Source organism: Flavobacterium rivuli WB 3.3-2 = DSM 21788 (assembly GCF_000378485.1).
GTDB lineage: Bacteria > Bacteroidota > Bacteroidia > Flavobacteriales > Flavobacteriaceae > Flavobacterium > Flavobacterium rivuli.
This window is the reverse complement of sequence record NZ_KB899967.1, coordinates 53587-78249: the sequence shown is the minus strand read 5'-3', so window position 1 is coordinate 78249 and position 24663 is coordinate 53587. Positions and strand designations below refer to the sequence as shown.

Sequence of the window (24663 nt, the reverse complement as noted above, 5' to 3'; positions counted from 1 at the left end):
GTAACAATACGCTATTAACCTTTCTTATTACTATAAGCCAATGGAATTATATTATTCACTATCTGTGCTCATTGTACTCGCCTCTTTTTTTGCCTACTTAAATGTCCGTTTTCTTAAACTGCCCTCTACAATTGGTGTTATGGTTATTGCTATGGCGGTATCTATATTTCTTGTTGTTTTTGGTAATATCTTCCCGGGTCCGTTAGGCCGTGTATCTAAACTTATAAATGGTTTCGATTTTACGGAGCTGCTCATGGGGGCAATGCTTAACTTTTTGCTCTTTGCCGGTGCCATACACATTAACCTTAAAGATTTAAGGGAACAGCGGGGCCCTGTTGTAGTGTTTTCTACTATAAGTGTAATCATTTCTACCTTTGCGGTTGGTACGCTTGTATATTATATTCCGCTTGCCGATCTTAATATCCCTTATATATACTGCCTTTTGTTTGGTGCGCTGATTTCGCCTACAGATCCTGTTGCAGTATTAAGCATCCTTAAGGGGGCTAAAGTCCGTAAATCGCTTGAGACTAAAATTGCCGGCGAATCGCTTTTTAATGATGGTGTTGCCGTTGTGGTATTTGCTGTAATATTAGAGCTTGCACAGGGCACAACCGGCGATATAACCCCGTTAAATGTTGGCTGGCTTTTAATAAAAGAAGCAGGTGGAGGTTTTGTGCTTGGTACTATACTGGGAGTAACAGCATCGCGTGCATTGCGCAGGATAGACGATTATAAGGTATCGGTACTAATAACGTTATCTGTAGTAATGGGAGGTTACCTTATTGCCCATGAACTGCACATTTCAGGACCTCTTACTATGGTAATTGCCGGTATTATTATTGGTAACTTTAAAAGAAGGTTCATCATGTCGGCCGTTACAAAGGACTATCTGGATAAGTTTTGGGAACTTAATGATGAGATACTTAATGCGGTGCTGTTTCTATTTATTGGATTCCACCTTTTGGTAATAAAAAACATCAACGATTACTGGGTGCCGGGAGTAATCTCTATTGTACTGGTTTTGTTTTCGAGGTTTATATCCATCTGGATACCCACCACATTTATACCATTCAGGGAAAAGTTTAGTAAGGGTACGATAAAAATATTGGTTTGGGGAGGGTTAAGAGGCGGAGTATCTATTGCGCTGGCACTCTCTATTAACGATGGCCCGTATACAGATACTATTATAGCCATAACCTACTTTGTGGTAGTGTTTTCTATAATTGTTCAGGGATTATCTATTGGTAAAGTGGCAGGAAAGATATTAGAGAAATCGTAGTTTAAGGATTTCTCGTAAAAGTTTGCAATCAGCACAAACCCGCAAAGCACCCAAAATGGGTGCTTGCTATGTGTTTTGAATGTGGAGGCAGATTATACAAAAAGTGGAAATTCTTCACCGTCATATGTGCCATGGTCATGTTCGTCATTAAGCTCATCCTCGGTAAAGTATCCGAATAGTTTTACAAGCCCAAATCCGGCAAATGCTGCGAGTACAAATTTTAGCAGTTTCATGTCGTCTTGATTTTTTGGGTTAATTATTGGTTTCATAAGTCAATTGTTGTGCTTTTGTTAGTATCACAGGTTGAAATTACGAATTATTTACTTTCGGCTAAAATTTTTTAATACAATTTTAGGAGTTAAACAGCGAATTTGCAGCGAAAAGGAGATATCGTGTAACGAAATTTTTAAAGCACTTGCAATGCGCGCATACAATTTTAATTTAAGGTTAAATGTACTTTACCATTGTAATTTTAACCGGTTGTTATTTGACTTATAAATTAATTTGCTGGCAATGAAAATTCAGGATTGTAAATAAGCCCAATTACATTTCCCCATAGATCTTTAACGGTAGCGGTCACAATCTCTCCACCCACATTTTCGGGAGCTTCATGGGCGGTAGCACCAAGATCGATAAATCTGGCAAATTCGCTTTCCACATCATTAACGCCCCAGTAGGCAGCAACACTTTCACCTTTAGCTTCGGGCAGGGTTTCATCCGGCTGCAGGCCCAGTTCATAACCGGCAATATTGAAGCCTGCATAAAAAGGCTCATCAAAGTAGGGCTCGGTATTAAAAGCTTTTGCATACCATGTTTTTGCAGCATCAACATCGGTTACTTTATAAATTACGGTTCTTAGCCCAAGGATAGTAGTGCTCATTTTATTTTCTGATTTAAGATTATACTCAAAGTTAATAATTGCTTTGTTACATTTGTTAACCATAAAATAAATTGCTTTAAAAAAGATTAAACTTTATATTTACCAACATTTATATTTTTAAGACCGACAGCAGCATGGTGAAATGGATACCTGAATTATATAAATACAAACACATTTCTTTTGATTTATGGCTTACGCTTATTAAATCGCATCCTGAATTTAAGGCGAAGAGAAACCTTTTATACAAAGATTTTTTTGCTATAAATAAACCCATTGACGAAGTGGCGGCTGTTATAAGAAAATTTGACGTGCTTACTAACAGCATTAACGAAAAGGTGGGCCGCAATTTTGATACCTTCGAAATTTATTACCTTATTATTGAAGCTTTAGGGATAGATATAGAGGCTTACAATAAAACCCGGCTTCAGGAATTTTACAACCTTACCGAAACCTTGCTTTTAGAATATAAACCGGTATTGCTACGGGATGATATTCCGTCTTTTTTTAAGCAATTGCACGAGGAAGGGAAGACCACTAATATACTTAGCAACACCGCTTTTATAAAAGGGAGTTCGCTACGCAAAGTACTGGCATCTTACGGGCTCGATGAATACTTTACATTTCAGGTATATTCAGATGAAACGGGCTTCTCTAAGCCGGCTTACCAAATGTATGAGTACGCTTATGCCGAAATATTAAAAACAGGCAGCATAGCAAAGCACGAAGTTTTGCATGTGGGCGACAATGCCATAAGCGATTATCACGGCGCTATAAATTTTGGGTTTAATGCCCACTTAATTATAAACACACCAATTAATGAACCTCACTTACAGCCTGCATAAAATACACGATAAAAATAACTGCCCCTTTAGCGAGGCAGAGTATAGCAAGTTTAAATTTGGCGATAATGAAATTGCCGAAAAATTTGCCGATGAGCTTTTTGAAGGCTTTATACAAAAACATGAACAACTTATACTGGCACACGATGAAATTGTGATATTGCCCAGCCCTTACCTTGCCATTCCCACAGCGAGTAATTACCTTAGCCTGCATTTTAAACACAGAATGAATGCTTTTTTATACAGTCATGGCAAAAAGGCGCTGGCAGAAAGTAAAATATACCGTAACCAAACGTATACTGCCGATTATGGCAACCTTGATTTTAATGACAGGGTAAAACTTATTGCTAATGATACCTATTATATAGACAGCAATTACATAAGCGGCAAACTGTGCCTGTTTATGGATGATATTAAAATTACCGGCAGCCATGAGTACATTGTAAAAAAAATACTCGACGACCATAATGTGCAGGGCGAGTTTGTATTTGTTTATTTTGCCGAGCTTCTCAATAAAGATATACACCCCAACATAGAAAATTATTACAATTACTTTTTTGTAAAGGATGCAGAGAGCCTTGCTACCATTATAAACAAGCCCTCTTTTGTGTTTAATACCCGTACTGTAAAATATATTTTAAAATTAGACAGGCAGGAACTTGTAACACTTTTAGGGTATATGACGACTAATGTACTGCAAGAGCTCTTTAGGCTTGCGGTAAGCAACAATTACCATACAATAAATGACTACAGGGAAAACCTGGAGTTTATAAATAAAAGTTTAACCAACATTAAAACAACTAATTATGGCTATCAATTTACAGAAGGGTCAGCGCGAAACGCTTAATGCGCCAAAATTTACCATAGGCCTTGGGTGGGATACAAACTCATCGGTTACCGGTGCGCAGTTTGACCTGGATGCTTCGGTATTTATAATGGGTGATAATAAAAAACTTATTACCGACGATTTTTTTGTATTTTACAACAATCTTATATCGCCGGATGAAGCGGTAAAACATACAGGTGATAACCTTACCGGAGACGGTGATGGCGATGACGAGCAAATACTTGTAGACCTGAGTAAAACAGACCCACGTGTTACCGAAATGAGTATTATAGTTACCATACACGATGCTGAGGTAAGGAAACAAAACTTTGGGCAGGTGCGCAATTCTTTTGTGCGTATTGTAGATGCCGTAACAGGTACAGAACTTGTAAAATATGAGCTTGAAGAAGATTTCTCTATAGAAACTGCTGTAGAATTTGGCAGGATATATAAAAGAAATAATGAATGGAAGTTTGAAGCCGTGGGAGCAGGCCAGCGCGGCGGATTACAGGATTACTTAAACAAATACAACTAAGATAACTAAGACATGGCAATAAATTTAGAAAAAGGGCAACGCATTAGCCTTGAAAAAAGCAACGGTGCAAAATTACTTAATATATGTGTGGGCGTTAACTGGGGTGCTATAGAAAAGAAAGGTTTTTTCTCTTCGAGCAAAGTAGCGGTAGACCTTGATGCGAGCTGTGCAGTATATGATGAAAATAAAAAGCTGTTAGATACAGTAAGCTTTAGGCAGTTAAAAAGTAACGACCAGGCTATTAAACATAGTGGTGACGATCTTACCGGAGATATAAACGGCGATGACGGCCTTGATAACGAAGTTATAACTGTAGATTTTTCGAGGTTAAACCCATCGGCAACCTACGTGGCATTTTTTATAAACAGCTTTCGCGGACAGGATTTTAAAGATATCCCTTTTGCATCTATAAGAATATACGAAGGTACGCCTACACGTGTAACAGAGGTGTTTGCAAAGTATGATATTGCTAATGACAGTGCTTTTGCAGGCAGCGTTACTATGGTACTTGGCGTGTTTTATAAAAAGAACGGCGAGTGGAAATTTAACGCTATAGGCGCACCAACCCCTGATAAAAAAATAGAAACAACTGTGGTTACTATTCAACAAAGCTACCTGTAACATATTATGGATAATTTACAAAATATACCTACGGGCGCATCGCTTTCACCTATTGATAAAGAGGGTAACGTTAATCTGGCCAATATTCAGGAAAACGACCTGGCGCAATACAAAACAATATCGGGCCAGCTAAGCGAAAAAGATGCTAACTCGATACTGAACTTTGGTGCAGAGATACAAAACTCTATAGCAAAGCAAAGTGACACGTTCCTTACCAATGTAAGGGCGCAGCAGGGCGGCGAGATTGGCGGGCTTATTAATGAGCTGCTGTCTGAGCTTAACTACATAGATGTAGATGAGCTTAACAAAAGTGGGTTCCAGAAATTTCTATCGGGTATACCGTTGCTTAACAAACTGGTTGTAGATGTTAAAAAGCTTTTCCAGAAGTACGATAAGATCACTGCTAATGTAGACAGGATAAGCAATAAGGTTAAAGCAGGAATGATCAATTCGGTTAAAGACAATACCTCGCTGCAAACCATGTTCGACGGTAATGTTAACCTTATAAAAGAACTGGAAAAATATATTGTGGCCGGCCAGCTTAAGTTTAAAGAGCTAAACGAAGAGCTTGCCGTTATGGAAGGCAACCCCGCCAACTACCAGGATTATGAAATAGCAGATAAGCGCACTTTTATAAACAGGCTTGACAAAAGGCTTGCTGATATGAAGGTAGTACGTTTTATACTATTGCAATCGCTGGCGCAAATAAGGGTGGTGCAAAATAACAACACCTCTATTGCAGAGAAAGCCCAAAGCATACTTACCACAACAATGCCGGTTTGGAAAAACCAGCTTACCCTTGCGGTAGCCCTGCAAAGGCAAAAGCAGAACATAGAGGTACAGCGCAAAGTATCTGAAACTACAAATACTATATTGCAAAAAAATGCAGAGATGCTAAAAATGAACAGTATAGAAGTAGCAAAAGAGAACGAGAACACAATTGTATCTCTCGATACTTTAAAAATGACTACAAAATCGCTGATAGATACGCTTACAGAGGTTAAACAGATACACGAACAAGGCACAAAAACCAGGAGAGAGCTTGATGCCGGCTTGCAAAGCCTTGAGGAAGAACTTAAAAAAGGAGTAGTTAGCTAAAAATGTTGAAATGAATATTAAAGCTAAATCACTACGGCCTTTTATAGGATCTAAAGATTTCGAAATCTCACGCAGTTTTTACCGCGACCTGGGTTTCGAAGAAAATGTTTTGGGCGATAGTATGTCGGTATTTAAAATGGGTAACATCTCATTTTACCTGCAAAACTATTATGCTAAAGAATGGGTAGACAACACCATGCTTTTTATGGAAGTAGAAGATGTTGCCCAATTTTGGGACGAACTTTTAGCATTAAATTTAACCGGTAAGTATGAGGATGTGAGGTTAGTCCCAATTAAGCACCTTGACTGGGGCAGTGAATGCTTTGTGCATGACCCTGCCGGAGTTTTATGGCATTTTGGGCAATTTAATAAATAAGAAGGCGATTATATAATGTAAATGGAGGAGCAGGAAGAGATATTTGCTCAGGTTATACGGGAGAGCGATAAACGATTGTTGGTTTTAAAAATGTTAGCTAATTTTTTTAACCATAAGGATCTCTTTGCGGTTTATGTACGCACAAAAGTAATTCACAATTTGTTTCAGTCTAACAAAAACCTCGATGTTAATAAGCTGGACCTCTTTCATGTACAATACACAAGCAGCCTTACAGACCTGTTTCAGAAACTTAAAAAAGCAAAGGAACAGCAGTACCTGCTCATGGCCGATGAGATATATATAAATAGTGACCTGGTACAAAAGCTTGAAAAGGAAAGCGAAGCACGTAATTTTAGCGATGAGGTTCGCCGCCATAACCAGAATATGGGTACTGCGCTAAAGCAGCTGTATGATATGCTGGCTACTAATGTTACAGTGCCCTTTAGCTGGGCTACCGTTATGCTGTTCTCTTCACGGCTTGCGCCCGAATTTTACAGGGAGGTAAGTACACAACAATTTGACCTGCTTGTAAAGCATGACGATAAAAAAGTATACCAAAATGACTATGCCATTATAGAGCGCAAGTTGCTTGGCAGGCTTAATATACTTAACTTCAGGGTAAAGTTTGCCTGTGGTATAAGCCATGATAACGCATATGCAGAGGTATATGATTTTATGGACAGTAACGATAAATTTGTATTTATAAACGGCACCAAGTCTTTTTACTTTTTAAATGCTGATAGTGCAAAAGACATTGACCTGTCTAAAAACATGTCTAATAAGGCAGACATTATTATGGGGCTCCAGTATAAAAACGACCTGTTACGGGATAAGCAGGCAACCGTAAAAACATCATTACCTAAAGATGTAGAAGGGGTGCTGGCGGCTTACCTCGAAAAAATTTCGGGGGTTGATTTTCTGGACGACCTGCAAAACGTAGATGAGCAAACCAATATTTTAAGGGCAATGCTTAACATAAACATCAATTCAAAATAAAACAATGGCAATAAATTTAGAAAAAGGACAAAGGCAAAGCATAGCGGCGCCAAAATTTACCGTAGGCTTAGGATGGGATACTAACAACAGTGCTACCGGCGAAGCTTTTGATCTTGATGCATCCATATTTATATTAGGAGCGAACGGTAAACTGGTTAGCGATAGCCACTTTATATTTTATAATAACCTAAAATCGCCGGACGAAGCTGTAACGCATACAGGCGATAACCTTACAGGGCAGGGCGATGGTGATGATGAAAAAATTGTTATAGACCTTTCTAAAATAGCTCCAGAAGTGGCAGAGATTACTTTTGTGGTAACGATACACCAGGCAGATACAAGAAGGCAGAACTTTGGGCAGATACGCAATTCTTTCATTCGTATAGTAGATAACTCTAATAGCACAGAGCTTGTTAAGTATGAGCTTGACGAAGACTTTTCTATAGAAACAGCTGTTGAATTTGGCAGGCTGTATAAGAGAAATAATGAATGGAAGTTTGAAGCCGTAGGTTCAGGATTAAAAGGTGGCCTTCAGGATTTTCTTAATAAGTACAACTAATAACTTTTGCCACGAATTACACTAATTTCACAAATCAGAGATTAATTGTAGCATGCAAAATTTGTTTAATTTGTGTAATTCGTGGCGAAAACATTTGAAGAAAAGAGCAGGCATACTTTTACTGTAAGCTAAACCACAAAACATTTATTATATTTGTGGCTTTCTTATATAAACAAACAAACTCATGAAATTATTAGAAGGAAAAACGGCTATTATTACCGGCGCAAGCAGGGGTATAGGCCGTGGTATAGCCCTTACTTTTGCACAACAGGGCGCTAATGTTGCTTTTACGTACAGCGCATCTGCAGAGGCAGCAAAAGAACTTGAAGAAGAACTTACAGGCTTTGGTGTAAAAGCTAAAGGTTACCAGAGCAACGCAGCCGATTTTAACGAGTCGCAAAAACTTGTAGATGACGTGCTTGCCGATTTTAATGCTATTGATATACTAATAAACAATGCAGGTATTACAAAAGACAACCTGCTTATGAGAATATCTGAAGCTGATTTTGATAAAGTTATAGAGGTAAACCTTAAGTCGGTTTTCAATATGACTAAGGCAGTACAAAAAACAATGCTTAAGCAGCGCCATGGTTCTATTATAAACATGAGCTCTGTAGTAGGTGTTAAAGGTAATGCAGGCCAGTCTAACTATGCAGCGTCTAAGGCAGGTATAATAGGCTTCTCTAAATCTATAGCTTTAGAGCTTGGCTCACGTAACATTCGTTGCAACGTTATTGCACCCGGTTTTATAGAAACTGAAATGACTGGCAAACTGTCTGAAGAGGTTGTAAAAGGCTGGAGGGAAAACATTCCTTTAAAACGTGGCGGCAGCCCGGAAGATGTTGCTAACGCCTGCGTGTTCTTAGCATCAGATATGTCGGCTTACATAACAGGGCAAACCCTGAATGTAGACGGTGGTATGCTAACATAATTTTAATTTTCTTTATAGAATAACGACTATCAAATGACTGCATCTACGGTTTTATTATTACTATTTTCTGCATTTGCAGCATTGGCATTGTCGTTTTACCAATATTTTTTTAAAGCCAAAACAAAGGGGAAACGCTACTTTGTTTTGGCTTTTTTACGTTTTATAACATTGTTTTCCATCTTTGTGCTGCTTATAAACCCCATTGTAACCCGCAAAGACCTGGAAACTGTAAAGATACCCTTGCCGGTACTTGTAGATAATTCGTTATCTATAAAAGAACTGGGGCAGGATAATCTTGCAAAACAGCTTGCCGATAAGATAACTTCAAATTCGGCTTTAAAAAACAAGTACGATGTTCAGCTTTATACTTTTTCCGATGGCTTTGAAGCCGGGAAGGCCCCCGATTTTACAGGGAAGCAAACACACGTAGACCAGGCGGCACAAAATTTAAAGCAACTGTACCGTAATGTAAACTACCCTGTGGTGCTGCTTACAGACGGCAACCAGACCATAGGTAACGATTATGTATATAGCTTTAAAGAAAATACCGCTGTATACCCAATAGTATTAGGCGATACAACTACATTCCTGGACCTTAGGGTAAACCAGGTTAATGTAAATAAGTATGCCTTCTTAAAAAATAAATTCCCTGCGGAGGTTTTCCTTCAATACAGTGGTAACAAAACGGTTAATGCTGTATTTAATATTATGCAGGGCAGCTCTGTTTTATATAAGCAGGCAGTTACATTCTCTAAAGATAAAAAGGCACAGTCGCTGTCGGTTTTGTTAAGCGCAGATAAAGTGGGTGTGCAAACCTATAAGGCTGTCATATCATCGGGCGAGGCAGAGAAAAACAAATATAATAATACTAAGAATTTTGCTGTTGAGGTTATAGACCAGCGATCGGAAATTGCTTTGGTAGCAGCCATAAACCACCCCGATCTTGGTGCGCTTAAGCGTTCTATAGAAACGAACCAGCAAAGAAAAGTTACCATACTTAAACCGGCCGAAGTTAAATCGTTACAGGACTATAATGTGCTCATATTATACCAGCCCGATGCATCGTTTAAACAACTGTTAGACCTTAACAAAAATGCGGGTTTGAATACCCTTATAGTTACCGGGCTAAGCACCGATTTTAATTTGCTTAACCAGTACCAAAGCCAGTTAAGCTTTAAAATGACATCGCAGCGCGAAGACTACCTTGCCGATTTTAATACACAGTTTAACCTTTTTGCATTAAGCGATATAGGCTTTGGCCAGCTGCCGCCGCTGCAGCACCCCTTTGGCACTATTACTGCAAAAAGTAATGTAAATGTGCTATTAAAGGCACGTATACGCAACGTACAAACAGAGAACCCAATAATGGCATTTTCTGAAAATGGGGCTGCACGTAATGCATTTTTATTAGGAGAAAACATTTGGAAATGGAGGGTAGAGAGCCATGTAAATACTAAGTCGTTTGATCAATTTGACATTTTTATAGATAAGACAATTCAGTTTTTAGCGTCTAACTCGAAGCGAAAATCGTTAGTAGTTAACCATGAAAGCTTTTATAATTCGGGAGAGGTAATCCCTGTAACGGCTCAGTACTTTAACAAGAACTACGAGTTTGACGATAATGCAAGGCTAACGATACAGCTTAAAAATAAAAAAACAAATTTGACTAAATCATACGATTTCCTGAAGGGAAGTAATGAATATAAGGTAAACCTTGACGGGCTCGCGGCAGGGCAGTATACTTTTACCGTTAAAGAAGCAGCATCAAAAACATCTTATTCCGGTAGTTTTGAAGTGCTGGATTTTGAAATCGAAAAGCAATTTGTAAACCCAGACCTTGCACGTTTACAACAAACGGCTGTTAATACCGGTGGTGCTGTTTACTATCCTGATAAGGCAGACGACCTTATTAAATTTTTAGCTGATAACGAATCGTACAAAGCACTACAAAAGGAGATAACCACAAAATCGCCATTAATAGACTGGATATGGTTGCTGGTTATACTTGCCGTATCGCTGGCTGCAGAATGGTTTATACGTAAATATAATGGCATGCTTTAAAGCCATTATATTAAAGTAATTATAAATAGGGCAGGTATAGTAGGAATATTCATTAAATTTGGGATTAACCTAAATTAACTTACAATGAAACGAATACTTACTCTTGGAGCCATTGGCTTAATAGCTTTATTTGAAAGCTGTGGTACTGCTAAATCCGGCCCTGCTATAGACATACTTACAGATACTAACTGGCAGCTTACAACCATTAACGGCAAAGCAGCAGACTCTACAAACTACAATAGCGGCCTCCCTGTGGCTTATTTTTCTACAGATAATAAGATTACTGGTAATGGCGGTTGTAACCGTTACAATGGCTCTTATAACATTAATGACGAAGGTGGTATCAATATAAGCCAGATGGCCTCTACAAAAATGTTTTGTCCGGGTAATGGAGAGAGTGATTACCTTAAAGCTTTAGAAAGTGCCGATGGTGCAAGTGTAGAAAAAGATAAACTTGTTTTACTTAAAGGTATAGAAGAGGTTTTAGTTTTCAAGCCAAAAAAATAATACAGTTATACATAAAAAATAAATGCCTTTTTGACTAATCAAAAAGGCATTTATTTTTTGTTACAAACCGTGCCGGCTTGGCTGGCTGTCTGTTCGGGTAATGTTTCTTCCTTCCCTCGCCGGAGTACGCCTGTTAACCAGGTGACTCTGGTGGTCATAATACCTGTGCTCCTCTAAATTTACCTGCTTAGGAAAAGTAGCAAGCTCATTAGGGTTAATCATTGCCAGGTCATCATAAGGTAACGATGTGTTGCCTGACAGATGGCTCATTTCCATGTTTTCACCACCATCGCCGGGATAGTAGGAATAATTAGTAATTGGTGCCATAATAGATTAATTTATATATAAAGGTACTGTTTTTTATGATATTATAAAAATTTTATAGCAAAAATGTTTTATCCTTAAAAAACTACAACGATATTTATATCGCTACATCGTTATATTCTGTTAACAATTGCACCTGGTCTTTAAGCCGTTCTATTATCATGTTCATCATCCGTTTATTTATATTAGATGAATTGTGTGTGTAGGCCTTAAATTCATCTACAGTAAATACCCCTAATACAATCCCTTTTAAGGCGTTTCTAAACTTTATATCTTTATGAATAGCTGTATCTATGTATTGCAGTTTTTTATCAAGCGTAAGTGTATAGAATTGCTTTTTTTGCTTATTGGCATAATTAAGGAAAGATTCTATCAATAAATCATTCTGTAATTTTAATACAGGCCTCAATGTAGCATTTTGAAAAATTTCTTCTCCTGATGACTGCGGATGTATTGTACCTATGGCATCACCTCTAAGGGCGAGTATGCCGTTATCGCGTTGGCTCATATAATGTTTTCTTTTAAAGGTATAAAAAAACCCCTGCGTATGCAGAGGTTTTTAAAAATATTATAGATTTCTTATTATTTGATAATAAAAGTAACCCTTCTAACTGTTTGACGGGCAAACGCAGATGATTTGTTTACTGAAGAATCTTCACCATTACCAATGATGTTAAGTCTTCCTGCATCTATACCAGAGTCAACCAATATTTGTTTAACATTTGCAGCCCTTCTTGCAGATAGTGCTTTGTTGTATTCAGCATCACCAACTTCGTCAGCATAACCTATTACATCAGCACTTGCAGATGGATTTTCTTTCAGGTATCTTGTTAAGAAGTTAATACCGCTTACAGATTGTGCATTAGGCTGATCTTTACCAAAGTCGAAGTAAGCGTTAATGTAACCACCATTAATTAGGTCAGAAAGATCTGAACTGATAGATGATTTAGATTTGCTATCTCTTTCGTCAAGATATTTTTCAAGTTCATCCGGCACGCCATTATTGTTTTTATCAATAGTACGTCCTTTGCTGTCTACAGCAACACCTGCAATAGTGTTAGGTTCAGCATCAAGATAATCAGGAACACCATCTTTATCAGAGTCGTTCATCATAGTCTCAAGATCGCCTACACGTTTGTCAAGGTCGTTAAGCTCTGTAGTAACATCTTGTATATACCAGTCAGCATGTTGTTCATGGCTTCCTAATGCTACAGTAAGACCTACAGTAGCCTGGTAAAGGGTACTGTCAAAACCTTGCTTAAGATTGTGCTCATAAGCACCGCCATCCCAAGTTCTTTGCTGAGAGTAGTTATTGTTCATGGTAAAATCACCAAAAAGGCTAACCCTTTCAGATAATTTAAATTCACCTGTTAAACCAATTAAGAATGTACCTATGTGGTCATAGTACTGTTGTGTCCTGTCGCTTTTAAACCTTCCAACACCTACACCTGTATGTGCCAAAACATTAAGACGGTTTGTCCATGTTTGGAATTCTAAAATACGGCCAAGATTTACAACACCTTGCAATGAAACACCTTGCACGTCAGTTTTAAATTCCGGAGAATTATCATTATTCTTTAGCTCATCATAAGTTACGCCAAGTTTCAAACCAAATTTGGTATTGAACATGTACCTTGCACCAAAGTTTGCGCTAAAAAAATTGTAAGAACTAACATCATAACCGGGAGACAATGGGTTAGCCACAGTATTTATACCGCCACCAAGTTCAAGTGTCCACTTGTTATAGTCTTGTGCAGGCTTTTCTGTGTTTGCTTCCTGAGCTCTTAAAGCCGGTGCCAGGCAAAGCAGTAATAGGGGGAGTACAGCTTTCTTCATAAATAATTGTTTTGTTTATCAGTACGTTGAAATTTTTTGTAAAAATAGTAAAATTAACTTAAGAAAATATGTGTTATTTTTATAAAAATTTTAAACAAAAATAAAAAATGTTTTCTATTATCAACCCATTCGACTCAACTTTTTTATCTGAACATCAATATATTACTGATTCTGAAGTTGAAAATACCCTGAAAATTAGTAAGAAATCCTTTGATATATGGGGTTTTACACCCGTTAACGAAAGACTAAACTTTATAAAAAATTTAGTATTTGCTTTAACAAAAAAACAACATTTATTGGCAAAACAGTGCTCTTTAGAGATGGGAAAGCCCATTACTCAGGCACTTGCAGAGGTCAAAAAATGTCAAATTTTATGCGAATACTACCTAAACCATGCTGAAAAATTTTTAGAAAAACGTCAGATTGAAGCAAATGGAAGCGAAAGTTACGTCACTTATGAGCCTCTGGGAGTAATATTAGGTGTAATGCCGTGGAACTTTCCGTACTGGCAGGTTTTTAGGTTTGCGATACCAACAATTATAGCCGGTAATACGGTTGTTGTTAAACATGCAAGCAACATTGCCGGATGTGCTATACTAATTGAAGAGCTATTTAGGGAGGCCGGTTTTCCTGATGGCATTTACACTAACTTACTTATTTCGGGCAGCCAGGTTAAGGCGGTAATAGAAAATCCTATTGTAAAGGCTGTGTCGCTTACCGGTAGCGAAAAAGCGGGAGCATCGGTAGCTTCCATTGCGGCCAATAAAATAAAAAAGGCAGTTTTAGAACTTGGCGGCAGCAACGGGCTTATTGTGTGTGAGGATGCTGATATTGATAAAACTGTTGAAATAGCTGTAAACGCACGTTTTCAGAATGCCGGGCAAAGCTGTATCGCGGCTAAACGTTTTTTTGTACACAGCAGCCTTTTTGATGCTTTTATAGAAAAGTTTACTAAAGCAGTTAGTAAACTTAAGGCCGGTAATCCTCTAAACGAAGATACGTATGTGGGCCCTTTAGCACGCACAGACCTTGCCGAAGATGTGGAAAAACAGGTTAATAAATCGGTAGAAATGGGGGCTAAAATAGTGCTTGGCGGTAAGCGTACAGAGGCGTTTTATGAGCCAACAATACTGGTTAATGTTACTACAGATATGCCTGTATTTAACGAAGAGGTTTTTGGGCCGGCAGTACCTGTATTATCATTTAATACTTTTGAAGAAGCGGTAGAACTAAGCAATAAATCAGATTTTGGTTTGGGAGTTTCGGTATTTACCGCCGATGTTGAAGCGCTTAAAGAAAAAATAAACCTTTTTCAGGAAGGTGCGGTCTTTATTAATGCAATGGTTAAGTCAGACCCTGCATTGCCGTTCGGAGGCGTAAAACGTTCAGGCTACGGCCGTGAGCTTGCCGAAGATGGTATTAAAGAGTTTGTAAATGTTAAGACCGTTTATATAGGATAGTTTAAATCCTCGTTTTCAATAATGTGAGTCACAATAAGCTATGATACGATTCTTTCCAATCGTAACTAAAACAAAAATCCCCAACGCGCGTTGGGGATTTTCTTTTTTTAAGTGTAAACTGCCTTTTTACTTTAATATAGTTCAGGAAACTCAGCAGGTTTTGCCTCGTGCATTATAGCATACACCTTTTCAAAAATATCTTCGGCAGATGGTTTGCTAAAATAGTCTCCATCAGTACCGTAAGCCGGGCGGTGAGCTTTAGCGCTCAATGTATCGGGCTTGCTGTCAAGGTATTTGTAAGCATCCTGCACATCAATAATCTGTTGTAATATATAAGCCGATCCTCCACCGGGAACATCTTCGTCTATTACTAATAGCCTGCTGGTCTTAGCAACGCTTTTTACAATATCGCTGTTAATATCAAAAGGGAGTAAAGACTGTATATCTATAACTTCGGCATCAATACCTATCTCAAGTAATTCTTTGGCAGCCTGCTCTACAACACGAAGTGTAGAACCGTAGGATACTAATGTAATGTCCTTTCCTTCTTTAACGGTTTCTACCACCCCAATAGGTGTTTTAAATTTGCCAAGGTTTACAGGCATTTTTTCTTTAAGCCTGTAGCCGTTAAGGCATTCAATAACAAGGGCGGGTTCATCGGTTTCCATTAAAGTATTGTAAAACCCTGCCGCCTTAACCATATTCCTTGGTACTAAAACGTGTATTCCCCTCACAGCATTAACGATCATGCCCATAGGCGACCCCGAATGCCATATGCCCTCAAGCCTGTGCCCACGTGTGCGTATTATAAGAGGCGCTTTTTGCCTGCCTGCTGTACGATAATGCAGCGTAGCAAGATCATCACTCATTATTTGCAGGGCATATAATAAATAATCAAGGTACTGAATTTCGGCAACAGGGCGCAGGCCACGCATTGCCATGCCAATTCCCTGACCTAAAATGGTTGCCTCGCGTATACCGGCATCGCTCACTCGGTTTTCGCCATACTTTTCCTGCATACCCTCAAGCCCCTGGTTTACGTCGCCTATATTGCCTACATCTTCTCCAAAAATCAGCATTTCAGGATATTTGGCAAACAACGCATCAAAGTTATTTCTGATAATCATGCGCCCGTCGGCTTCTTCTGCAGTATCACCATAATCAGCGGCCTGTTCCGCAACCGAAAATATATTTTTGTCTGATTTACTGAATAAGTGCGAACTATATTTAGGCTGTATTTTTTCGGTATATGTTTTTATCCAGTGAGACAGGGCGCTTTTAGCATTTTCTTTAATTATAAGGCGTAATGTTTTGCGTGCCGTTATTAATAGATCTTTGCGCATTGGCTCCCTAATTGCAGTAAGCTCGGCAATGTTTTTTTCTATAAAAACTTTGTTGGGGCTTTGTACTGCTACACTGTTTAATACCGCTACAAGCTGTGCCTGTTCTTCTTTTAGCGGAGCTACATAAGCCGCCCATGCCGCTTTTTTTGCATCAAGGACATCGGCTTTTGCCTGATGGTCTATGGCGTTTAAATCCTCCTCCGTAGCAATATTGTTCTCTATCATCCATTTTTTCATCTGGCCGATACAGTCATATTCACTTTCCCACGACAGGCGGTCGGAATTTTTATAACGCTCGTGCGAGCCCGATGTAGAGTGGCCCTGCGGCTGTGTAAGTTGGTATATGTGCATTAACACCGGTACGTGCTCTTCGCGGGCTAAGCGGGCGGCCCTCTCGTAAGCCGATACAAGCTCGGCATAATCCCAGCCTTTTACGGTAATAATTTCGTAACCGTTAGTATCGTTCTCACGCTGGAAACCTTTAAGTATTTCAGATATATTTTCTTTGGTAGTCTGGTGGCGTGCATGTACAGATATGCCATAGTCATCATCCCAAACACTTATTATCATAGGCACTTGTAGTACACCGGCAGCATTTATGGTTTCGAAAAATAAACCTTCGCTGGTACTGGCATTGCCAATCGTTCCCCAGGCTATCTCATTACCATTTATAGAAAAATTAGTTTTGTTATTTATGCCGGTAACATTTCTGTATATTTTAGATGCCTGAGCCAGGCCTAATAAACGGGGCATTTGCCCGGCGGTAGGGGAGATGTCTGAACTTGAATTTTTTTGGAGTGTAAGGTTTTTCCAGTTACCGTCTTCGTCAAGGCTGTGGGTAGCAAAGTGCCCGCCCATTTGTCGCCCGCCAGACATTGGCTCTTCTTCAAGATCGGGGTGTCCATACAGGCCTGCAAAAAACTGTTGAAGGGTAAGCTGCCCTATAGCCATCATAAAAGTCTGGTCGCGGTAATAGCCCGAACGAAAATCGCCATTTTTAAAAGCCTTTGCCATGGCAAGCTGCGGTACCTCTTTACCATCGCCAAAAATGCCGAATTTTGCCTTACCTGTTAGCACTTCTCGGCGGCCCAAAAGGCTGCATTCCCTGCTTGTAATAGCAATTTTATAATCGTTTAGCACTTCTGCCCTGAAATCTTTATATGAAAGCGATTGTTTTGTTTCTGTCCCGGTCATAAAATAATGTATTGTGCGAAATACAAATTTAATTAAAAGTATGACATAACATAAATATGAGGCAAGAATTTAAATTTCATTTTTCATAAAAAAACAAAAGTATAAATCTCCGATACTGAATATTGTGTAACGAATATTTGTAATTAATATATATTATGGATTTTTAAAGCCTATATTTTTTTAAAACCATTTACGCGTAAACAGTCCTAAAAGGGCACCGGGGCTAAGGGTAACTACAAAGCGTATCTTCTGGCTGTAGTGTGCCTGTGTTAACTCGAAGCCATTACTGGATTGTACGGGAAGGTACAATTCAAAATAATCAGTTACAAGATTAAGGCGTATACCACTGTCATAGCCAAATTTAGGGCTGCTGTACTTGTTTTTAAATAAGCCGGCATCGCCATAAATTTCAATCCAGTTCCACACATTAAAACTTCCGTTTACGGTAGTCATCCACTGGTTTGCAAAGCGGGTATCAAGCTGCGATTTAAAACCACCTTCGGCAAGTATGTACTGGCGGCTAAATAAGCTCGTGGTTTCAGATCTTCCGTAGTAATTATAATCAAAAAGATAATCAGTAGGCCTGTCAAGCCCAAAACTAAAAAACTCAGATGCTGTACTTCGGTATATAAACATACCTGCAAATACCCGCAGGTTTACCTGGCGGTTGTCGTTAAAAAGGCGGCGAAACTGTACTTCTCCTGCAAGTTTACCAAAGGGGTCAGACAATTGTAAATCGGTATTAAAGTTATAATGCCTTGTAATTTCTGAATCTGATTTACTAAATCGGGCATTAAATACTGAGTAGTTTTCGTTTTGTGTCTCAGTAAGTACATAATTTGTTTTTTCGCGGTTTACCGTTACCTGTCGCAACGTTAAAAACTCTTTCCTGTTTTTGCGAAGGTCGGGATCCCTGAACCTGAACTGTACCGATGGTGTAAATTTTGTATAACGCGCATCGGGCGTGTAATGAAAGGTAGAACCTGATACAGAGTAACGTACATTAAACATTTCGCCTTCGCGCACATACTGGTTATAAAGCAGGGAAAATGAACCGGCAAGCTCGCTTGTTTTAGAAGAATAAGATGGGCTTACGTCAAAAATAAAGGGTTTTTCGAGAAGCGATTTGTTGTGTATTCTAAGCCCCGGTGTAAAACCGTCGTAAATATTAAATGTAAAACTGGGAACATAAAATATCTGGTTATACCTTGGGTCTTCAAGATCCTGAAAAAAAGTATATTTAACAGGGCGGTTGTTAGGGAAAATGCCTGTAAGCTTTTTGTAATTATTACGGCGGTTATACTCCGGCACTTCTCCATTGTAGTTAAGGGCAAGCTTATCGGCATCAGCACGGGCTATGGTAAATGTAGTGTCTTTCGCAACTCCTGCAAACCACTGTCTATATACCACATTATTTTTTTTAAGTCCGTATAAAGACATGGGCACAGTAGTACCTGTAACATTTTTTATAGTTACCCTAAGAGAGTCTCCCTCTTTTTTAACGGGGCCAAATTTATAATCTATTATATCGCGGGTAGCGACAAGCTTATCAAAAAACCAGTTTATATCTTTATCAGTCCTGTTTTTAAGGATGTCTTCAAGATCCTGCCTGCTGGTTGTACGTGCTATAATATTTAGGTTATAAAACTGCTCTACCGATTGTTCTACAATATTGTTTCCTAAATACTGATCGAGATAGTTTATTGCTAAACCGGCTTTATACTTACCTGCAATTTGCTCATTAAATTTTATTAGCGAACTTTTAGGATCGCCTATGGGCTGGTCCTGGTTGCGTCGTGCCATAAGTAACGCAAGGTAATTATACTGGTCGTTTATGCCAATGGTAAAAATATTGTATGTCCTTATTACCGGAAGACTACCAAGATTACCCATCATTTTTTCGTTAGGGTAATTTTCCTTTATATATTTCATTATGAGCTGCATTTGTATGCCGTCATAAATCCAGTTGTCTTTGCGCGGGTCGAGCTTAAGAGTGTTTTTAAGGTAGGCGTTAAGATAGGTTTTAAGAAATCGCATCTCGAAAACAAACGAATCAGGGAACGGCCTTATAAAAGCAGGTAACTGGTTAAGGCCGTACACCGGGTTACGGTCATAATCGGTTTGGCTTACCACGACCTCCCCGTGCGGGTACGCTCCAAGGTTATCTGCCGTAAACGCAGTAATTTTATCTACAATTACAGCACGTTGCACATCGGTAACTCGGCTGTCTTTAAGGTTAGAGCTAACGATTGCCGCTTTAAGTTTAAAAACCTCAAAGCTGTCCTGCGGTTCGATAATAAGGTTAAAACCCATTCGGCTCTTGCCGGATAATGTATACTCAGTATAAGTTCCTGAACTTTTTTTATTTTCGGAGGCAAGGTCTGTGGTTAACGTCAGCTCTTTTGGTAGCTGTAAATTAACTGTATAATCGCAGGCAGCATTAGCAATATCATCAATATTCTCATTGCTGTACGTAGTAAAAGCATGGTCTTCGTAACGGGAAGGGGTAAGGTACCAATCGCGCAGGTTAAAAGATCCGTCCTTATCATCAAAACCAAACTTTGTAAAACGGTCGTTAGGTAGTTTTACGTCATATTCTAACGAGAGTGTTACCTGTCCATTTGGTGCCAAAGGTTTTGTAAGCTGAATGGTAACAATATCCGGGTGTGCTTCAGGACGGCTCCATTGTAAGGTGCTTCCATCACCGGTTTTAGCCGAAGCTATAATAGTGTTCCCCCTGTCATACTCTTTGGCAAGGTGAAAGGCTTTTATAAACTGGTCTGTAAAGTGCTTTGCAAGCGGAGTTGTCTTGCTGGAGTAAGAGTTGTTCCAGTCGTTTAGCTCTATAAAATTTAATACATCGGGGCTTTGGTTTATATACACAATTTGCTGCTTCACATTTACCGTTTTAGTATCGGTATTAAGCGTTGCAGTAATGGTGTTTTTATGCTGGGCCTGTGCCAAACAACCCATCATTATAATAACTATGAAAAAAAGCCTCGTCTTTAAATTCAAAATGTATTTTTAAAGTTATTTGTACTAATAATTTAAGTAGCGCACATCGGTTCGTTGAAAGGGTGTACTTATAACTCTATATACGATGTAAATTTATGTTTTGGGTTGCTTGCTAAACTGTTAAACTTTTAAGCCAATTAGAAATTAGGGCTAAGGCTGTATTTTTTGTAAAATGCATCTATAGCCTGTAAAACTTCATCGGCAGTGTCTACCACTTTTATAAGGTCAAGGTCTGTAGCACTGGCGTTATGAAATTGATCAATAATCACTTTATGTATCCAGTCTATAAGCCCGCCCCAAAACTCGGTGCCTACAAGTATTATAGGGAACTTGGCTATCTTTTTAGTCTGTATAAGGGTAATGGCTTCAAACATTTCGTCTAATGTGCCAAAACCACCCGGCATAACCACAAAGCCCTGAGAGTACTTAACGAACATAACCTTGCGTACAAAAAAGTAATCAAAGTTAAGGTTCTTGTCATGGTCTATATAAGGGTTAAAATGCTGCTCAAAGGGCAGTTCTATATTTAATCCTACAGATGGTGCAATACCACGGCTGGCGCCTTTGTTACCGGCCTCCATAATACCGGGGCCACCACCAGTAATAACGCCATATCCGGCATTGGCAATTTTCTCGGCAATTTCTTCGGTAAGCAGGTAATATTTATCTTCGGGCTTGGTTCGTGCCGAACCAAATATAGAGATGCATGGCCCTATTTTAGCCATTGCTTCAAATCCGTTTACAAACTCCGACATGATTTTGAAAATCGCCCAGGAGTCGTTGCTCCTTATCTCATTCCACGGCTTTTGTGTAAGCCCTTCTTTAATCCATTCGTCGTCGCTGTTGTATCTTTCTTTAGACATGTACTTTTAAAATTTTAGAACACGAAGTAAACTTTATAAAGCTTTACATCCGTTTAACTACTTAATTATTTGTTTCTGGTGCCAAATATACCCAAATACATTAATTTAACTAATAAATGAAGTTTAAGAAATTTATTCGCTTCATGCAATCTGGCGGCAGAACATCATACTAAGATAATTCTTTTTTTAAGAATTGTGCTGTATAGCTCTTTTTGTTTTTAACAACTTCTTCGGGAGTGCCTTTGGCAATAAGCTGCCCGCCACCTTTACCACCTTCATAACCTATGTCTATAATGTAGTCTGCCAGCTTAATAACATCCATGTTGTGTTCTATAATAAGTATGGTGTTACCTTTTTCTACAAGCTTGTTTATTACTTCCATCAATACCCTTATATCTTCAAAATGCAATCCTGTGGTAGGTTCATCAAGAATATAAAAGGTGTTTCCGGTATCTTTTTTACTAAGTTCTGATGCCAGTTTAATACGCTGTGCCTCACCGCCCGATAGCGTAGTACTTTGCTGACCCAGTGTTATATATCCAAGCCCCACATCCTGAATAGTTTGTATCTTACGGTTAATTTTAGGGATGTTCTCAAAGAAAGGCACAGCCTCATCTACCGTCATGTCCAGCACATCAGATATTGATTTGCCTTTATACCTTATCTCTAACGTTTCGCGGTTAAAACGTTTGCCGTTGCAGGTTTCGCATTCTACATACACATCGGGTAAAAAACTCATTTCTATAACACGCAGCCCACTGCCTTCGCAGGTTTCGCAACGGCCGCCGCTAACATTAAAGCTAAAACGCCCTGGTTTATAGCCACGTATCATAGCCTCCGGTGTTTGTGTAAACAGCGAACGTATCTCACTAAAAACCTCTGTGTAAGTAGCGGGGTTAGAGCGCGGCGTTCTGCCTATAGGGCTCTGGTCTATGTCTATAACTTTGTCTATATGTTCCAGCCCCTCGATTTTTTTGTAGGGAGCCGGTTTTTTTACGCCGTTAAAAAAATGTGCGTTAAGAATAGGGTAGAGCGTGCCGTTTATAAGCGTACTCTTGCCACTGCCCGATACACCTGTAACAACGATCATTTTACCTAAAGGGAACTCTACCGTAACATTTTTAAGGTTGTTGCCGGTAGCGCCACTAAGCTTAAGTGTTTTGCCATTGCCGGGGCGGCGCACTTTAGGTACCGCAATTTCTTTTTCACCATTTAGATACGCTGCGGTAAGGGTATGCTCTTTAAGCAATTCGGCAGGGGTGCCTTTGCTAACTATTTGTCCGCCAAAACGTCCCGCGGCAGGGCCTATGTCTATAACATAGTCTGCGCGCTCTATCATGTCTTTATCGTGTTCTACCACGAGCACCGAGTTGCCCAGGTCGCGCAATGACTCTAACGATTTTATAAGTTTTTCGTTATCGCGCTGGTGCAGGCCAATACTTGGTTCATCAAGAATATACAGTACACCTACCAATTGCGAACCTATTTGGGTTGCCAGCCTTATACGCTGTGCCTCCCCACCCGAAAGTGAACCGGAGCCACGGTTTAGAGACAGGTAATTTAACCCTACGTCTACTAAAAAGCTAAGGCGTGCCTTGATCTCTTTAACAATCTCTGATGCTATAGCTTTTTGCTTGTCAGATAAATGTTCATCTATAGCACCAAACCAGTCTGCAAGGTCAGAGATATCCATTTGAGATACCTCGGCAATGTTAAGGCCGTTAAGTTTAAAGTACAGCGATTCTTTTTTAAGGCGCGTACCGTGGCAAACGGGGCATGGAACTTCGTCCATAAATTCCTTAGCCCAGCGCTTTAAAGCTGCCGTAGCATTTTCGGCATACTGGTTTTTTATAAAGGCCGATATACCCTCAAAATCAATTTTATATTCCTTATTTACGCCAAGGTTTTTATTGGTAACCGTAAATTTATCGTTGCCGCCGTTAAGGATCATCTCCATAGCTTCAGCGGGAATTTTCTCTATGGCATCGGTAATTTTAAAGCTATATTTTTCGCCAATGGCTTCCAACTGTTTAAAAATCCAGGAGTTTTTATATTCGCCTATGGGTACAATACCCCCCTGTTTTATAGATAGTTTAGGGTTTGGAATTATCTTTTTAAGGTTGATCTCATTTACGGTGCCCAGGCCATTACAATTATCGCACGCACCCTTTGGCGAGTTAAACGAAAAGTTGTTAGGCTCCGGGTTAGGGTATGATATACCACTCGACGCACACATAAGGTTACGGCTGTAGTAGCGCGCCTCGTTAGTGTCGTGCTCTATAACCATCATAACATCTTCGCCATGGTACATTGCCGTCTTAATGCTGTCGGCAAGGCGTTTATCAGTATCAGGCGTGTTGTCTACCGCCATGCGGTCTATTACGGTTTCAATATCGTGGTTTTTGTAGCGGTCCAGTTTCATGCCGCTTTCAATATCGCGTATGTCGCCATCTATACGTACCTTAAGGAAGCCCTGCTTAGATATTTGTTCAAACAGTTCACGGTAATGCCCTTTACGCGAACGCACTATGGGCGCGAGTATGGTAATGCGCTTGCCATCAAATTTTTCGAGGATAAGGCCACGTATCTGCTCGTCGTTATAGCTCACCATCTTTTCATTGGTAACGTAGCTGTAAGCATCGGCGGCACGGGCATAAAGCAGGCGTAGAAAGTCGTAAATCTCTGTAATGGTACCCACGGTAGAGCGGGGGCTCTTGCTGGTGGTTTTTTGCTCAATGGCAATAACCGGCGAGAGTCCGTCTATCTTATCTACATCGGGGCGCTCCAGGCCGCCGAGGAACTGGCGTGCGTAAGCCGAGAATGTTTCTATATAACGGCGCTGCCCTTCGGCATAAATGGTATCAAAAGCGAGGGATGACTTACCCGACCCTGAAAGGCCGGTTATAACCACCAGCTTTTCGCGCGGAATGGTTACATCTATATTTTTGAGGTTGTGGACGCGGGCGCCTAAAACCTCTATATTATCGGTAGAATCTAACATAGTTTTGTGCAAAACGCAAAGGTACTGATTTTTGGGCTATTTTTATGTGAGGGGTTTGTGTAAGAAAGTGTTAAACTGTGGGGAGAGGTTTTGTATATTTGAATCAACTATTATCTTAA

The 24663-nt window shown here is 39.5% G+C and carries 22 protein-coding genes; 13 read left to right on the top strand and 9 right to left on the bottom strand.

The window, feature by feature from the left end; genetic code table 11:
* Window positions 1-40 precede the first annotated feature (40 nt).
* Entirely contained in the window at window positions 41-1279 is a 1239-nt protein-coding gene (locus F565_RS0103745; protein ID WP_020211862.1) for a cation:proton antiporter, read from the top strand.
* A gap of 92 nt (window positions 1280-1371) precedes the next feature.
* Here the strand turns inward: F565_RS0103745 and F565_RS22795 are convergent, their stop codons facing one another.
* Window positions 1372-1548 carry a hypothetical protein gene (locus F565_RS22795; RefSeq protein WP_020211861.1) on the bottom strand — a complete coding sequence of 59 codons (177 nt, stop codon included), beginning with the start codon at window positions 1546-1548 and terminating at the stop codon, window positions 1372-1374.
* A gap of 230 nt (window positions 1549-1778) precedes the next feature.
* A complete protein-coding gene (locus F565_RS0103735; protein WP_035642510.1) occupies window positions 1779-2159 on the bottom strand; it encodes a VOC family protein in 381 nt (126 codons plus the stop codon).
* 134 nt (window positions 2160-2293) lie between these two features.
* On the opposite strand from F565_RS0103735, the gene F565_RS0103730 reads away from it, so the two are divergent.
* The 11 genes from F565_RS0103730 (at window position 2294) to F565_RS0103680 (ending at window position 11508) form a co-directional block, all read left to right on the top strand.
* Window positions 2294-3001, top strand: coding sequence for an HAD family hydrolase (locus tag F565_RS0103730; RefSeq protein ID WP_020211859.1), 708 nt, complete (start codon window positions 2294-2296; stop codon window positions 2999-3001).
* A complete protein-coding gene (locus F565_RS0103725; RefSeq protein WP_020211858.1) occupies window positions 2976-3845 on the top strand; it encodes a phosphoribosyltransferase family protein in 870 nt (289 codons plus the stop codon). Before F565_RS0103730 ends, F565_RS0103725 begins: the two co-directional genes overlap by 26 nt.
* Window positions 3805-4359, top strand: coding sequence for a TerD family protein (locus tag F565_RS0103720; protein WP_020211857.1), 555 nt, complete (start codon window positions 3805-3807; stop codon window positions 4357-4359). The genes F565_RS0103725 and F565_RS0103720 overlap by 41 nt, the downstream gene beginning before the upstream one ends.
* Before the next feature lie 12 nt (window positions 4360-4371).
* On the top strand, window positions 4372-4980 hold the full coding sequence (locus tag F565_RS0103715) for a TerD family protein (protein WP_020211856.1): 609 nt from the start codon (window positions 4372-4374) through the stop codon (window positions 4978-4980).
* A gap of 6 nt (window positions 4981-4986) precedes the next feature.
* Window positions 4987-6078 carry a toxic anion resistance protein gene (locus F565_RS0103710; RefSeq protein ID WP_020211855.1) on the top strand — a complete coding sequence of 364 codons (1092 nt, stop codon included), beginning with the start codon at window positions 4987-4989 and terminating at the stop codon, window positions 6076-6078.
* A 10-nt stretch (window positions 6079-6088) separates the two neighbouring features.
* Entirely contained in the window at window positions 6089-6454 is a 366-nt protein-coding gene (locus F565_RS0103705; protein WP_020211854.1) for a VOC family protein, read from the top strand.
* Between the two features lie 21 nt (window positions 6455-6475).
* The gene (locus tag F565_RS0103700) at window positions 6476-7450 is read left to right on the top strand and encodes a hypothetical protein (protein ID WP_020211853.1); all 975 of its coding nucleotides are present in this window, start codon (window positions 6476-6478) and stop codon (window positions 7448-7450) included.
* Window positions 7451-7454: 4 nt separating this feature from the next.
* Window positions 7455-8009: a TerD family protein gene (locus F565_RS0103695; protein ID WP_020211852.1), complete on the top strand. Its 555-nt coding sequence runs from the start codon at window positions 7455-7457 to the stop codon at window positions 8007-8009.
* Between the two features lie 184 nt (window positions 8010-8193).
* A complete protein-coding gene (gene fabG / locus F565_RS0103690) occupies window positions 8194-8940 on the top strand; it encodes a 3-oxoacyl-[acyl-carrier-protein] reductase (RefSeq protein WP_020211851.1) in 747 nt (248 codons plus the stop codon).
* A gap of 33 nt (window positions 8941-8973) precedes the next feature.
* Complete coding sequence (locus tag F565_RS0103685; RefSeq protein WP_020211850.1) at window positions 8974-11001, top strand: hypothetical protein; 2028 nt, start codon at window positions 8974-8976, stop codon at window positions 10999-11001.
* 84 nt (window positions 11002-11085) lie between these two features.
* A complete protein-coding gene (locus F565_RS0103680; RefSeq protein ID WP_020211849.1) occupies window positions 11086-11508 on the top strand; it encodes an META domain-containing protein in 423 nt (140 codons plus the stop codon).
* Between the two features lie 60 nt (window positions 11509-11568).
* On the opposite strand, the gene F565_RS0103675 is transcribed toward F565_RS0103680, so the two are convergent.
* From F565_RS0103675 to F565_RS0103665, 3 genes are all read right to left on the bottom strand, one after another.
* Window positions 11569-11835 (bottom strand): hypothetical protein, encoded by a 267-nt coding sequence (locus F565_RS0103675; protein WP_020211848.1) that lies wholly within the window; start codon window positions 11833-11835, stop codon window positions 11569-11571.
* A 94-nt stretch (window positions 11836-11929) separates the two neighbouring features.
* Window positions 11930-12340, bottom strand: a complete 411-nt coding sequence (locus F565_RS0103670; protein ID WP_020211847.1) for a hypothetical protein — start codon at window positions 12338-12340, stop codon at window positions 11930-11932.
* A 74-nt stretch (window positions 12341-12414) separates the two neighbouring features.
* Window positions 12415-13668, bottom strand: a complete 1254-nt coding sequence (locus F565_RS0103665; protein WP_020211846.1) for an OmpA family protein — start codon at window positions 13666-13668, stop codon at window positions 12415-12417.
* A gap of 107 nt (window positions 13669-13775) precedes the next feature.
* Here F565_RS0103665 and F565_RS0103660 point away from each other — a divergent pair, with 107 nt between their 5' ends.
* On the top strand, window positions 13776-15128 hold the full coding sequence (locus F565_RS0103660) for an NAD-dependent succinate-semialdehyde dehydrogenase (RefSeq protein ID WP_020211845.1): 1353 nt from the start codon (window positions 13776-13778) through the stop codon (window positions 15126-15128).
* A 131-nt stretch (window positions 15129-15259) separates the two neighbouring features.
* On the opposite strand, the gene F565_RS0103655 is transcribed toward F565_RS0103660, so the two are convergent.
* From F565_RS0103655 to uvrA, 4 genes are all read right to left on the bottom strand, one after another.
* Entirely contained in the window at window positions 15260-17665 is a 2406-nt protein-coding gene (locus F565_RS0103655; protein WP_020211844.1) for an alpha-ketoacid dehydrogenase subunit alpha/beta, read from the bottom strand.
* A 180-nt stretch (window positions 17666-17845) separates the two neighbouring features.
* Window positions 17846-20638 (bottom strand): gluzincin family metallopeptidase, encoded by a 2793-nt coding sequence (locus F565_RS0103650; protein WP_231559626.1) that lies wholly within the window; start codon window positions 20636-20638, stop codon window positions 17846-17848.
* Between the two features lie 179 nt (window positions 20639-20817).
* Complete coding sequence (locus F565_RS0103645; protein WP_020211842.1) at window positions 20818-21543, bottom strand: LOG family protein; 726 nt, start codon at window positions 21541-21543, stop codon at window positions 20818-20820.
* A 169-nt stretch (window positions 21544-21712) separates the two neighbouring features.
* On the bottom strand, window positions 21713-24544 hold the full coding sequence (gene uvrA, locus F565_RS0103640) for an excinuclease ABC subunit UvrA (protein ID WP_020211841.1): 2832 nt from the start codon (window positions 24542-24544) through the stop codon (window positions 21713-21715).
* Window positions 24545-24663 lie beyond the last annotated feature (119 nt).